Raw genomic sequence first — 13,043 nt, forward strand, 5'->3', positions numbered from 1 at the left:
GCGTCGTGCGTCGTGCGCCACCGGACCAGACCGGACCAGGCCGAACCCGAACCCGACCCCGGACAGCGAAAGACCCCGCACCGACCAGGGGTCGGATACGGGGTCCACCAGCCTCGAAGAGGACGCTCAGCGCTCTTCGACCGGCACGAAGTCGCGCTCCACGACACCCGTGTAGATCTGGCGCGGGCGGCCGATGCGGGAGCCCGGCTCCTTGATCATCTCGTGCCACTGGGCGATCCAGCCCGGCAGCCGGCCGAGGGCGAACAGGACCGTGAACATCTCGGTCGGGAAGCCCATGGCCCGGTAGATCAGGCCGGTGTAGAAGTCGACGTTCGGGTAGAGGCTGCGCGAGACGAAGTAGTCGTCGGAGAGCGCGTGCTCCTCCAGCTTGAGGGCGATGTCCAGCAGCTCGTCGGACTTGCCGAGGGCGGAGAGGACGTCGTGCGCGGCGGCCTTGATGATCTTGGCACGCGGGTCGAAGTTCTTGTAGACCCGGTGGCCGAAGCCCATCAGGCGGACGCCGTCCTCCTTGTTCTTCACCTTGCGGATGAAGGTGTCGACGTCGCCACCGTTGTCGCGGATGCCCTCGAGCATCTCCAGCACCGACTGGTTGGCGCCGCCGTGCAGCGGGCCCCAGAGGGCGTTGATGCCCGCGGAGATCGACGCGAACATGTTGGCCTGCGAGGAACCGACCAGGCGGACCGTGGAGGTCGAGCAGTTCTGCTCGTGGTCCGCGTGCAGGATCAGCAGCTTGTCCAGGGCGGAGACGACCGTCGGGTCGAGCTCGTACTCCTGCGCCGGGACCGAGAACGTCATGCGCAGGAAGTTCTCGACGTAGCCGAGGTCGTTGCGCGGGTAGACGAACGGGTGACCGATCGACTTCTTGTACGCGTACGCCGCGATCGTCGGAAGCTTGGCGAGCAGCCGGATCGTGGAGAGGTTGCGCTGACGCTCGTCGAACGGGTTGTGGCTGTCCTGGTAGAACGTCGACAGCGCCGAGACGACCGACGACAGCATGGCCATCGGGTGGGCGTCGCGCGGGAAGCCCTTGTAGAAGTTCTTGACGTCCTCGTGCAGCAGGGTGTGCTGCGTGATCTCGTTCTTGAACGCGGTGAGCTCGTCGACCGTGGGCAGCTCGCCGTTGATCAGCAGGTAGGCGACCTCCACGAAGGAGGAACGCTCGGCCAGCTGCTCGATCGGGTAGCCGCGGTAGCGGAGGATGCCCGCCTCGCCGTCCAGATACGTGATGGCGGATTTATAGGCGGCGGTGTTGCCGTAACCGCTGTCCAGCGTCACCAGACCGGTCTGGGCGCGGAGCTTCCCGATGTCGAAGCCCTTGTCACCGACGGTGCTGTCGATCACCGGGTAGGTGTACTCGCCGTCGCCGTACCGCAGTACTACAGAGTTGTCGCTCACGTCTTCCCTCACCGACGTAGTGCCTCATCTTCGAGGTGCCCTGACTGTCTCTACCATCCCCCACTTGGCTCAGGAGAGTGCACTCGGGGTCGACCATCGGGCCTATCGGCGGCACTCAGTGCCGCCAACTTGCTCATCCTGCCCCCTCTCCTTCCCTTCCGGAAGTGCTCTGTGACCTTTCCGACTCGTTTGATCGATCATTTTTTTCACAGGGGCCGAGCGGGTCACGGGAAGGTCTGTGGATCAGGAGCCCGCCAGCCGGAAGTCGAGCGCCGTGCAGCGCCGGCCGGCCGACACCGTGCGCACCGCCTGCCCGATGGCCTTGCGGGAGCCGACGAGGACGACCAGCTTCTTGGCCCGGGTGACCGCCGTGTACAGCAGGTTCCGCTGGAGCATCATCCAGGCGCCGGTCGTCACGGGGATCACCACCGCCGGGTACTCGCTGCCCTGGGAGCGGTGGATGGTCACCGCGTAGGCGTGGGCCAGTTCGTCCAGTTCGTCGAACTCGTACGGAACCTCCTCGTCCTCGTCCGTCAGCACGGTGAGGCGCTGGTCCACCGGGTCGAGCGAGGTGACCACGCCGACGGTGCCGTTGAAGACCCCGTTCTCACCCTTGTCGTAATTGTTGCGAATCTGGGTCACCTTGTCGCCGACCCGGAAGACCCGGCCGCCGAACCGCTTCTCCGGCACGTCCGGCCGCCCCGGGGTGACCGCCTGCTGGAGCAGTCCGTTCAGCGCGCCGGCCCCGGCGGGGCCCCGGTGCATGGGCGCGAGGACCTGGACGTCGCGGCGCGGGTCGAGGCCGAACCTGGCGGGGATGCGGCGGGCGGCGACGTCCACGGTGAGCCGGCCCGCCTCCTCCGTGTCGTCCTCGACGAAGAGGAAGAAGTCCTTCATGCCGTCGGTGAGCGGGTGCTGCCCGGCGTTGATCCGGTGGGCGTTGGTCACGACCCCCGACTGCTGGGCCTGCCGGAACACGCGGGTGAGCCGCACGGCCGGTACGGGGCTGCCGGGGGCCAGCAGGTCCCGCAGCACCTCCCCCGCGCCGACGCTGGGCAGCTGGTCCACGTCCCCGACGAAGAGCAGGTGGGCGCCCGGAGGCACGGCCTTGACCAGCTTGTTGGCGAGGAGGAGGTCGAGCATGGACGCCTCGTCGACCACGACGAGGTCGGCGTCGAGCGGCCGGTCCCGGTCGTAGGCCGCGTCGCCGCCCGGCTTGAGCTCCAGCAGGCGGTGGACCGTGGAGGCCTCGGCGCCGGTCAGCTCGGCCAGGCGCTTGGCCGCCCGGCCGGTGGGCGCGGCGAGCACCACCTTCGCCTTCTTGGCGCGGGCCAGCTCGACGATGGACCTGACGGTGAACGACTTGCCGCACCCCGGCCCGCCGGTGAGGACGGCGACCTTCTCGGTGAGCGCCAGCTTGACGGCCGCCTCCTGTTCGGGGGCGAGGTCGGCGCCGGTGCGGTGCTTGAGCCATCCGAGCGCTTTGTCCCAGGCCACGTCCCCGAATCCCGGCATCCGGTCCTCGCCGGTGCGCAGCAGGCGCAGCAGCTGGGCGGAGAGCGCCAGCTCGGCGCGGTGGAAGGGGACGAGGTAGACGGCGGTGACGGGGTCGCCGCCCTCGGGGCCGGGGACCTTCTCGCGGACGACGCCGGGGTCCTCACCGTCCTCCTCCGGCTCGGCGGCCAGTTCGCCGAGGCACTCGATGACCAGACCGGTGTCCACCTGGAGCAGCTTCACCGCGTCGGCGATCAGCTTCTCCTCCGGGAGGTAGCAGTGGCCCTGGTCGGTGGCCTGCGACAGGGCGTACTGCAAGCCCGCCTTCACCCGGTCCGGGCTGTCGTGCGGGATGCCGACGGACTGGGCGATCTTGTCGGCGGTGAGGAACCCGATGCCCCAGACGTCGGCGGCGAGGCGGTAGGGCTGGTTCTTCACGACGGAGATCGACGCGTCGCCGTACTTCTTGTAGATCCTGACCGCGATCGACGTGGACACCTCGACGGTCTGGAGGAAGAGCATGACCTCCTTGATCGCCTTCTGCTCCTCCCAGGCGTCGGCGATCTTCCTGGTCCGCTTGGGACCGAGGCCCGGCACCTCGATGAGCCGCTTGGGCTCCTCCTCGATGATCGTGAGGGTGTCGACCCCGAAGTGCTGGGTGATGCGGTCGGCGAAGACCGGGCCGATGCCCTTGACCAGGCCCGACCCGAGGTAGCGGCGGATGCCCTGGACCGTGGCGGGCAGGACGGTCGTGTAGTTCTCGACGTGGAACTGCTTGCCGTACTGCGGGTGGGACCCCCAGCGGCCCTCCATCCGCAGGGACTCCCCGGCCTGGGCACCCAGCAGCGCGCCGACGACCGTCAGCAGGTCACCGGCGCCCCTGCCGGTGTCGACGCGGGCGACCGTGTAGCCGTTCTCCTCGTTGGCGTACGTGATGCGTTCCAGGACGCCTTCGAGGGTGGCGAGCCGGCGCTCGCCGGGAGCGGCATCGGACTGGTTGGGCATGGTGCGACGGTACCGGTGGGGTGTGACAGCGCGCGGGGCTGCGATCTCCAGGCAGTTGTCGACGTGGCCGTGTCTGGCCAGCGGATGCCATCCCCACACGTCGGCGCACGGTGACCAGCGGACACGGAGGGCGGCGGGGCCCCTGGTGTGCCGGACGGCGTTGGACACCAGCTCCGTGGCGAGCAGTTCGGCAACCGGGGCAAGTACGTATGGTGCGAACTGGCCGCCGCCTGACCGGGCCCGGGCGTCCAGTACTCCCTCGGAAACGAGGATATTCATCAGCCGTCTGTCATCCCTGCGCTCATACGAGCACCTGTAGTACAGACCTGCCTCAAGTGCTCACGGTTTGCCGCAGGAGGTGGTGGGGCGCCGGTGTCAGAGGCTCGCGAACAACCCTGCGAGCGGGGCGGGGACGCGAGCGGGGTCCAGGGCCTCGACGAGGACGCGGCCGTAGTGGATCTTGCGGCCCTTCTTGGTGCCGAAGAAACGGCGGAGCTGCTGCTGCGCGGCGCGGTCCTGCTGGGCGGGCTGGCGGAGGAAGGTCTGGAGGGGGCGCTGGTCGCCCTCCGCCTCGACGAGTTCCCTCACCCGCGTCACCCCCAGCGCGCGGATCAACTCGTCCTCCAGGTCGGCGGCGCAGACGAAGAGCCCGTCGGGCGCCGCGTCGGCCCGGCCGAGGGCACGGACGTAGAAGCCCTGCTCCCGTTCGTCGCACAGGCCCGTGAGACGGAGGTCCAGGCCGGACGGTCCGAGGAGGGAGGCGTAACGGCCGACGCTCATCGCCCCGCCCATCGGCAGGACGCAGATCCCCTCCGCCGCGAGGTCCCGGCCGTGGCGCGCGGCCAGCGCGTCGACCGCCGCCGAGTCGCTCGGCCCTTCGAGCAGGACGGCGGTACGGACCGACAGCCGCGCCGCCAGCTCGTGCGCGGGCCCGCCGGGGCCGCCGGCCGCCCACGCGGTGACCGCGTCCCGGAACGCCCCCATGTCCGCCATGGCACGAGTCTCCGTCCTGGACGGCCCGGGCGGAAGTGAATATCGCGGCTTCCGGTTCGCCGCCGCCCGGCACCCGGCCGGGCCCCGCGGTCAACGGCGCAGTGCGGTCAGCGACGCAGCACGGTCAGCGGCGCAGTGCGGTCTCGCGGCTCATGTGGGAGAGCTTCTCGGGGTTGCGCACGGCGTAGAGGCCGGTGATGAGGCCGTCGTCGAAGCGCATCGCCAGCACCGTGTCGAGTTCGCCGTCGAGGTGGAGGACCAGTGCCGGGTAGCCGTTGACCTGAGCCGGCTCCAGCGAGACCGCCGCCTCCTGCTTGACCAGCCCGCGGAGCATCAGGCGGGCCACCTTCTCGGCCCCCGTGACGGGGCGCAGCACGGCCTGCTTGATGCCGCCGCCGTCGCCCACGAGGACCACGTCCGGCGCGAGGACGTCGAGCAGTCCCTGCACGTCGCCCGTCGCGACGGCCCGTCGGAACGCGGAGAACGCGTGCCGGGTCTCGGTCGGGGAGACGGCCCCGCGCGGCCGGCGCGCCGCCACGTGCGCGCGTGCCCGGTGGGCGGTCTGACGGACCGCGGCCTGGCTCTTGCCCACGGCGTCGGCGATCTCGTCGTAACCGAACTCGAACACCTCGCGCAGCACGAACACCGCCCGCTCGGTCGGCGCGAGCGTCTCCAGGACCAGCATCATCGCCATCGAGACGCTGTCGGCCAGCTCCACGTCCTCGGCCACGTCGGGCGCCGTGAGCAGCGGCTCGGGCAGCCATGCGCCGACGTAGGACTCCTTGCGGCGGCCGAGCGTACGCAGCCGGCCCAGCGCCTGCCGGGTGGTGACGCGCACCAGGTACGCGCGCCGGTCGCGCACCGTCTGGAGGTCCACGCCCGACCAGCGCAGCCAGGTCTCCTGGAGGACGTCCTCCGCGTCGGCGGCCGACCCGAGCATCTCGTAGGCGACCGTGAAGAGCAGGTTGCGGTGCGCGACGAAGGCCTCCGTGGCGGGGTCCGTGCGCCCGTCGCCGGCGGCGTCGGTGTGCCCGGCGGCGGCGGACGCGGCGGGCCGTCCGGCCGTGCCGGTCTCCCCGTGCTCCCCGTGCTCCCCGGTATCCCCGGTCTCCCCGCCCACACCGTGCCCGCTCTGCGTCCCGTCGACGCCGTGCCCGCTGTGCTCGCTCATCACCGGCTGCTCCCGCTCGTCCGCTTTCCACGGTGTCACGCGCACAGGACGCCGGCCACCGCCGTTCTGTGACACCCCTCGACGGTGGCCCTCGTCACGCCGGTGCCCGGTCACAGGGGCCGGGCCGTCGGCATCTTGTGTTCGTCAGTACGGCTTGGGCACGGCTCCACGAGTGAGGACGAGATCATGGAATCCCGATTCAACCTGTTCGAGAACGAGATCGGCACCAAGTTCGCCAAGCGCTTCGCGGGCACCGCCCTGGTGCTCCAGGAGGCGTCGCTGCCGCACTCCACGCAGGAGCTGATGTCGCTGCGCGCCAGCCAGATCAACGGCTGCGGCCACTGCATCGACATGCACACCAAGGAGGCCGAGGCCGCCGGCGAGAGTGCGGTGCGGCTCCACCTGGTCGCCGCCTGGCGCGAGTCCACGGTGTTCACCGAGGCCGAGCAGGCAGCGCTGGCGCTCACCGAGGAGGGCACCCGGCTCGCCGACGCCCACCAGGGCGTCTCCGACGAGACGTGGGCCCAGGTGCGCAAGCACTACGACGACGACCAGATCGCCGCGCTGGTCTGCCTGGTCGCCCTGATCAACGCCGCCAACCGGATGGCCGTGATCACGCACCAGAAGGGCGGCTCCTACGAGGCGGGGATGTTCAAGGCCGCGCTCGCCCACTGATCCGCCCGGCCACCGCCTGCGGCCCGGCCCCGGGCACCTCGCCCCGGGGCCGGGCCGCCGCGCGTGCGACCGGGCGGTGACGCCCCACGGTCACGATTGAGTTTCGTCACACCCTCCCCCTCTTGCCAACCACTCGTGTAATCGATTCCAATCCCTCGTGTAATCGATTCCACAAGGAGGTGGAACGGGCGATGACGAGCATCAAGGACGTCGCCGCCGAGGCGGGCGTGTCCGTCGCGACGGTCTCGCGGGCGCTCAACGGCCACCCGTCCGTCAGCGCGGACGCACGCACCCGGGTCCTGGCCGCCGTCGAGACGCTGGGCTACCGGCCGAACGCCGTCGCCCGGTCGCTGCGCACCCACCAGACCCGCACCCTCGGGCTGGTCATCAGCGACGTCATGAACCCGTACTTCACCGAGCTGGCCCGTTCCGTCGAGGAGGAGGCCCGCGCGCTCGGCTACAGCGTCATCATCGGCAACGCCGACGAGCGGCCCGACCTCCAGGACCACCACGTCACGACGCTGCTGGACCGCCGTATCGACGGGCTGCTCGTCTCCCCCACCGACGGTGGCTCCCCGCGGATGCTGGACGCCGCACGGGCCGGGACGCCGATGGTGTTCGTCGACCGGTGGATCCCGGGCGTGGACGTGCCCGTCGTCAGGTCGGACGGGCGCGCGGCCGTAGCGGACCTCGTGGCGCATCTGCACGGGCTCGGGCACCGGCGGCTCGCCATCATCGCCGGGCCCGCCGCCACCACCACCGGACGCGAGCGCGTCGACGCCTTCCGCGAGGCGCTCGGCGCGTACGGGCTCCCGCTCCCCGACGCCTACATCGGGCAGGGCGACTTCCAGGCGGACAGCGGACGCCGGGTCACCGAGGGCTTCCTCGACCTGCCCGAGCCGCCCGAGGTCGTCTTCGCCGCCGACAACCTGATGGCGCTCGGCGCGCTGGACGCCGTACGCGCGCGCGGCCTGCGGGTGCCCGAGGACATCGCGCTCGCCGCGTTCGACGACATCCGCTGGTTCGTGCACACCGATCCGCCCGTCACCGCGATCGCCCAGCCCACACGGGACCTCGGGCGGGCCGCCGTACGCGCGCTGGTCGACCGGATCGAGGGGCGGGCCGGCGAGTCCGTCACCCTTCCCGCCCGGCTGGTGATCCGCCGCTCCTGCGGTGAGACGGCCCACCGGCATCCCCCGTCCCAGGCCCCCTCCCCCTCCCCCTCTCCCTCCCAGGCCTCGGCCGAGTCCCCGTCCCCGTCCCCGTCCCCGTCCCCCGTACGAAGGAGTACGCCGTGAGCAGCCGCAGTCCGGACGAGTTGCTGCGCATCGAGGGCATCCGCAAGACCTTCCCCGGCGTGGTCGCGCTCGACAGCGTCGACTTCGACCTGCGCCGGGGCGAGGTCCACGTGCTGCTCGGTGAGAACGGCGCGGGCAAGAGCACCCTCATCAAGATGCTCTCCGGCGCCTACACCCCCGACGCCGGGCGCATCCTGGCCGACGGCGAGGAGGTGCGCATCCACGGTGCGCAGGACTCCGAGCGCCTCGGGATCGCGACCATCTACCAGGAGTTCAACCTGGTGCCCGACCTGTCGGTCGCCGAGAACATCTTCCTCGGGCGGCAGCCGCGCCGCCTCGGGATGATCGACCGGAAGAAGATGGACGCGGACGCCGAGGTGCTGCTGAAGCGGGTCGGCGTGAACGTGTCGCCGCGCGCGCGGGTGCGTGAACTGGGCATCGCACGGCTCCAGATGGTCGAGATCGCCAAGGCGCTCAGCCTGGACGCGCGCGTGCTCATCATGGACGAGCCGACCGCCGTGCTCACCTCCGACGAGGTCGAGAAGCTGTTCGCGATCGTGCGGCGGCTGCGCGAGGACGGTGTCGGCATCGTCTTCATCACCCACCACCTGGAGGAGATCGCCGCCCTCGGCGACCGGGTCACCGTGATCCGGGACGGCCGCAGCGTCGGCCAGGTGCCCGCCTCCACGCCCGAGGACGAGCTGGTGCGGCTCATGGTCGGGCGGTCGATCGACCAGCAGTACCCGCGCGAACGCCCCGGTGCCGGCGAGGCCCTGCTGAAGGTCGAGGGACTGACCCGCGACGGTGTCTTCCACGACGTCGGCTTCGAGGTGCGCGCCGGTGAGGTCGTCGGCATCGCCGGCCTCGTCGGCGCCGGGCGGACGGAGGTCGTGCGGGCCGTGTTCGGCGCCGATCCCTACGACTCCGGGACGGTGCACGTCTCGGGCGCCCCGCTGAGGCGGCACGACGTGAACGCCGCCATGGCCGCCGGGATCGGGCTCGTGCCCGAGGACCGCAAGGGCCAGGGGCTGGTGCTGGACGCCTCCGTCGAGGAGAACCTCGGGCTGGTCACCCTCCGGTCGACCTCCCGCGCCGGACTCGTCGACCTCAGGGGGCAGCACGAGGCGGCGGAGCGCGTCGCCGGGCAGCTCGGCGTGCGGATGGCCGGGCTCGGCCAGCACGTGCGCACCCTGTCCGGCGGCAACCAGCAGAAGGTCGTCATCGGCAAGTGGCTGCTGGCGGACACCAAGGTGCTGATCCTCGACGAACCGACGCGGGGCATCGACGTCGGCGCCAAGGTCGAGATCTACCAGCTCATCAACGAACTGACGGCCGCCGGTGCCGCCGTGCTCATGATCTCCAGCGACCTGCCCGAGGTGCTCGGCATGAGCGACCGGGTCGTGGTCATGGCGCAGGGCCGCGTCGCGGGTGAACTCCCCGCCGAGCAGGCCACCCAGGACGCCGTGATGGCACTCGCCGTCAGCACGCCCCAGGGCACCACCCCGCAGGACACCACCCCCCACAGCGACGGAACGGAGGCCTCCGGTGGCCACTGACACGCTCAAGAGCAAGCCGGGCGCGCAGAGCGCCCCGGGCGGTGTGCGCCGCCTGCTGCTGGAGAACGGCGCGCTGACCGCGCTGATCGTCCTCGTCATCGCCATGTCGGCGCTGTCGGGGGACTTCCTGACCGCCGACAACCTGCTGAACGTCGGCGTCCAGGCCGCCGTGACGGCGATCCTCGCCTTCGGCGTCACCTTCGTCATCGTCTCGGCGGGCATCGACCTGTCGGTCGGCTCGGTCGCCGCGCTGTCGGCCACCGTGCTGGCCTGGAGCGCGACCGAGGCCGGGGTGCCGGTCCTGCTGGCGGTCCTGCTGGCCGTCGCGACCGGCATCGCCTGCGGCCTGGTCAACGGCTTCCTCATCTCGTACGGGAAACTGCCACCGTTCATCGCGACGCTCGCGATGCTGTCGGTCGGGCGCGGTCTGTCGCTGGTCATCTCGCAGGGCTCGCCGATCGCCTTCCCGGACTCCGTCTCCCACCTCGGGGACACGCTCGGCGGCTGGCTGCCCGTGCCGGTGCTCGTGATGATCGTGATGGGTCTGATCACGGCCTTCGTCCTGGGCCGCACCTACATCGGCCGCTCCATGTACGCCATCGGCGGCAACGAGGAGGCCGCGCGGCTGTCCGGGCTGCGGGTGAAGCGGCAGAAGCTCGCCATCTACGCCTTCTCCGGCCTGTTCGCGGCCGCCGCGGGCATCGTGCTCGCCTCCCGGCTCTCCTCCGCGCAGCCGCAGGCCGCGCAGGGCTACGAGCTGGACGCCATCGCCGCCGTCGTCATCGGCGGTGCCTCGCTCGCGGGCGGCACCGGCAAGGCATCGGGCACGCTGATCGGCGCGCTGATCCTCGCGGTGCTGCGCAACGGCCTCAACCTGCTGTCCGTCTCCGCCTTCTGGCAGCAGGTGGTCATCGGTGTCGTCATCGCGCTCGCGGTGCTGCTGGACACCCTGCGCCGCAAGGCGGGGGCGACCACTCCGGCGGCCGGGGCGTCCGGCGGGGGCGACCGCGGCAAACAGGCACTCACCTACGTGATCGCGGCCGTCGTCGCCGTCGCCGTGGTCGGCGCCACCTCGCTGCTGCACAGCGGGTCCTCGGACGGGAAGAAGCAGAAGGTCGGCCTGTCGCTGTCGACGCTCAACAACCCGTTCTTCGTGCAGATCCGGGCGGGCGCCGAGGAGCAGGCGAAGAAGCTGGGCGTGGACCTGACGGTCACGGACGCCCAGAACGACGCCTCCCAGCAGGCCAACCAGCTGCAGAACTTCACCAGCGAGGGACTGTCCTCGATCATCGTCAACCCGGTGGACTCCGACGCGGCAGGCCCCTCGGTCCGCTCGGCGAACAGGGACGACATCCCCGTCATCGCCGTGGACCGCGGCGTCAACGAGGCGGACACCTCGGCGCTGGTCGCCTCCGACAACGTCGAGGGCGGTGAGCTGGGCGCCAAGGCGCTGGCCGAGAAGCTCGGCGGCAAGGGCACCATCGTCATCCTCCAGGGCCAGGCCGGCACGTCCGCCAGCCGGGAGCGCGGGGCGGGCTTCGCGGCCGGCCTGAAGGACTACCCGGGCATCAGGGTCGTCGCCAAGCAGCCCGCGGACTTCGACCGCACCAAGGGCCTGGACGTGATGACGAACCTGCTCCAGGCGCACCCCGACGTCGACGGCGTCTTCGCCGAGAACGACGAGATGGCGCTCGGCGCGATCAAGGCACTGGGCTCCAAGGCCGGCAAGTCGGTGCAGGTCGTCGGCTTCGACGGCACCCCGGACGGGCTGAAGGCGGTGCGGGAGGGCTCGCTGTACGCGTCCGTGGCGCAGCAGCCCAGGGAACTGGGCAGGATCGCCGTGCAGAACGCGTTGCGCGCCGCCGACGACGAGAAGGTGGAGAAGATGGTGAAGGTGCCGGTGAAGGTGGTCACCGAGGAGAACGTGGCCGGCTTCGAGGGCTGACACGGGCGGACAGGCGCGCGGGAGTGCGCGCGGGCGGGTGGTCCTGGCGGCCGCCCGCCCGCCTCACTCGGATGCAGGTGCACGGGGCTTCACTCGGATCGGAGAGCGATTCATGTACGACTACGACCTCCTGGTCGTGGGGTCGGCCAACGCCGACCTCGTGATCGGCGTCGAGCGGCGGCCGGATGCCGGTGAGACGGTGCTCGGCTCCGACCTGGCCGTCCACCCGGGCGGCAAGGGCGCCAACCAGGCGGTTGCCGCCGCCCGGCTCGGCGCCCGGACGGCCCTGCTGGCCCGGGTGGGCGACGACGACCACGGGCGGCTGCTGCTGGACTCGCAGCGCTCGGCCGGTGTCGACACGGTCGGCGTGCTGGTGGGCGGGGCGCCGACCGGCGTCGCGCTGATCACCGTCGACCCCTCGGGGGACAACAGCATCGTGGTCTCGCCGGGCGCCAACGGCCGCCTGGCCCCCGGTGACGTCCGCGCCGCCGTGAGCCTCTTCCACGCCTCCCGCGTGGTCTCCGCCCAGTTGGAGATCCCGCTGGAGACGGTCGTGGAGGTGGTCCGCAACCTCGCGCCGGACAGCCGCTTCGTGCTGAACCCGTCACCGCCGCGCCCGCTGCCGCGGGAGGTGCTGGCCGCCTGCGACCCACTGATCGTCAACGAGCACGAGGCGAAGGTGATCCTCGGCGACGCGTGTGCCGGCGAACGCCCCGAGGACTGGGCGCGCGTCCTGCTGGCCAAGGGCCCGCGTTCGGTGGTCGTGACCCTCGGCGCGAAGGGCGCGCTGGTGGCGTCGGCGGCCGGGGGCGTCTCCCGCGTCCCTGCCGTGCGGGTCGACGCCGTGGACACGACGGGCGCGGGCGACGCGTTCACCGCGGCGCTGGCCTGGCGGCTCGGCACGGGTGAGTCGCTCGCCGAGGCGGCGGCGTACGCGGCCCGGGTCGGCGCGGCGGCCGTCATGAAGGCGGGGGCGCAGGCGTCCTACCCGACGGCGGCGGAGGCCGAGGCGCTGGGGGGTGAGTCCGAGTGAAGCGCGCCGGGATACTCAACCGGCATCTCGCGGGCGCCCTGGCCGGACTCGGCCACGGGGACGAGGTACTGGTGTGCGACGCGGGCATGCCGATCCCGGACGGTCCGCGCGTCGTGGACCTGGCCTTCCGCGCGGGGGTGCCGTCCTTCGCCGAGGTGCTGGACGGGCTGCTCGCCGAGCTGGTGGTGGAGGGCGCGACGGCGGCGGCGGAGATCCGGGAGGCCAACCCCGCGGCGGCCGCCCTGCTGGACGCCGGCCTGCCCGCCCTCGACCTCGTGCCGCACGCACGGCTGAAGGAGCTCTCGGCGCGGGCCCGGCTGGTGGTGCGCACCGGGGAGGCCCGGCCGTACGCGAACGTGCTGCTGCGGTGCGGGGTCTTCTTCTGAGACCCCGGGGGGAGCCTGGAGAACCCGGAGAACCCGGAGAACCCGAGAGAAACCGGGAGAGCCCCCGGACA

10 protein-coding genes are annotated in these 13,043 nt (G+C 71.6%); 6 read left to right on the plus strand and 4 right to left on the minus strand.

The features are described 5' to 3' along the window. Positions 1–126 precede the first annotated feature (126 nt). From SAM23877_RS13015 to SAM23877_RS13030, 4 genes are all read right to left on the minus strand, one after another. Positions 127–1,416 carry a citrate synthase gene (locus SAM23877_RS13015; protein ID WP_053131172.1) on the minus strand — a complete coding sequence of 430 codons (1,290 nt, stop codon included), beginning with the start codon at positions 1,414–1,416 and terminating at the stop codon, positions 127–129. Between the two features lie 243 nt (positions 1,417–1,659). After that, positions 1,660–3,915 carry an SF1B family DNA helicase RecD2 gene (gene recD2 / locus SAM23877_RS13020; RefSeq protein ID WP_053142414.1) on the minus strand — a complete coding sequence of 752 codons (2,256 nt, stop codon included), beginning with the start codon at positions 3,913–3,915 and terminating at the stop codon, positions 1,660–1,662. Positions 3,916–4,290: 375 nt separating this feature from the next. Next, a complete protein-coding gene (locus tag SAM23877_RS13025; RefSeq protein WP_053131176.1) occupies positions 4,291–4,908 on the minus strand; it encodes a TOPRIM nucleotidyl transferase/hydrolase domain-containing protein in 618 nt (205 codons plus the stop codon). Between the two features lie 124 nt (positions 4,909–5,032). Continuing rightward, the gene (locus tag SAM23877_RS13030; RefSeq protein ID WP_244902935.1) at positions 5,033–6,118 is read right to left on the minus strand and encodes an RNA polymerase sigma-70 factor; all 1,086 of its coding nucleotides are present in this window, start codon (positions 6,116–6,118) and stop codon (positions 5,033–5,035) included. A gap of 147 nt (positions 6,119–6,265) precedes the next feature. Here SAM23877_RS13030 and SAM23877_RS13035 point away from each other — a divergent pair, with 147 nt between their 5' ends. From SAM23877_RS13035 to rbsD, 6 genes are all read left to right on the plus strand, one after another. Then, positions 6,266–6,754 carry a carboxymuconolactone decarboxylase family protein gene (locus SAM23877_RS13035; RefSeq protein WP_053131179.1) on the plus strand — a complete coding sequence of 163 codons (489 nt, stop codon included), beginning with the start codon at positions 6,266–6,268 and terminating at the stop codon, positions 6,752–6,754. Between the two features lie 191 nt (positions 6,755–6,945). Beyond that, positions 6,946–8,052, plus strand: coding sequence for a LacI family DNA-binding transcriptional regulator (locus SAM23877_RS13040; RefSeq protein ID WP_053131182.1), 1,107 nt, complete (start codon positions 6,946–6,948; stop codon positions 8,050–8,052). Beyond that, positions 8,049–9,608, plus strand: a complete 1,560-nt coding sequence (locus tag SAM23877_RS13045; RefSeq protein ID WP_053131185.1) for a sugar ABC transporter ATP-binding protein — start codon at positions 8,049–8,051, stop codon at positions 9,606–9,608. The genes SAM23877_RS13040 and SAM23877_RS13045 overlap by 4 nt, the downstream gene beginning before the upstream one ends. Continuing rightward, a complete protein-coding gene (locus tag SAM23877_RS13050; RefSeq protein WP_053131188.1) occupies positions 9,598–11,553 on the plus strand; it encodes an ABC transporter permease/substrate-binding protein in 1,956 nt (651 codons plus the stop codon). The genes SAM23877_RS13045 and SAM23877_RS13050 overlap by 11 nt, the downstream gene beginning before the upstream one ends. Positions 11,554–11,665: 112 nt before the next feature. Continuing rightward, positions 11,666–12,586: a ribokinase gene (locus SAM23877_RS13055; protein WP_053131191.1), complete on the plus strand. Its 921-nt coding sequence runs from the start codon at positions 11,666–11,668 to the stop codon at positions 12,584–12,586. Further along, on the plus strand, positions 12,583–12,972 hold the full coding sequence (rbsD, locus tag SAM23877_RS13060) for a D-ribose pyranase (RefSeq protein WP_053131194.1): 390 nt from the start codon (positions 12,583–12,585) through the stop codon (positions 12,970–12,972). Before SAM23877_RS13055 ends, rbsD begins: the two co-directional genes overlap by 4 nt. Positions 12,973–13,043: the final 71 nt, after the last annotated feature.

The sequence above is a fragment of the Streptomyces ambofaciens ATCC 23877 genome (assembly GCF_001267885.1).
In the GTDB taxonomy this organism is placed as follows: domain Bacteria; phylum Actinomycetota; class Actinomycetes; order Streptomycetales; family Streptomycetaceae; genus Streptomyces; species Streptomyces ambofaciens.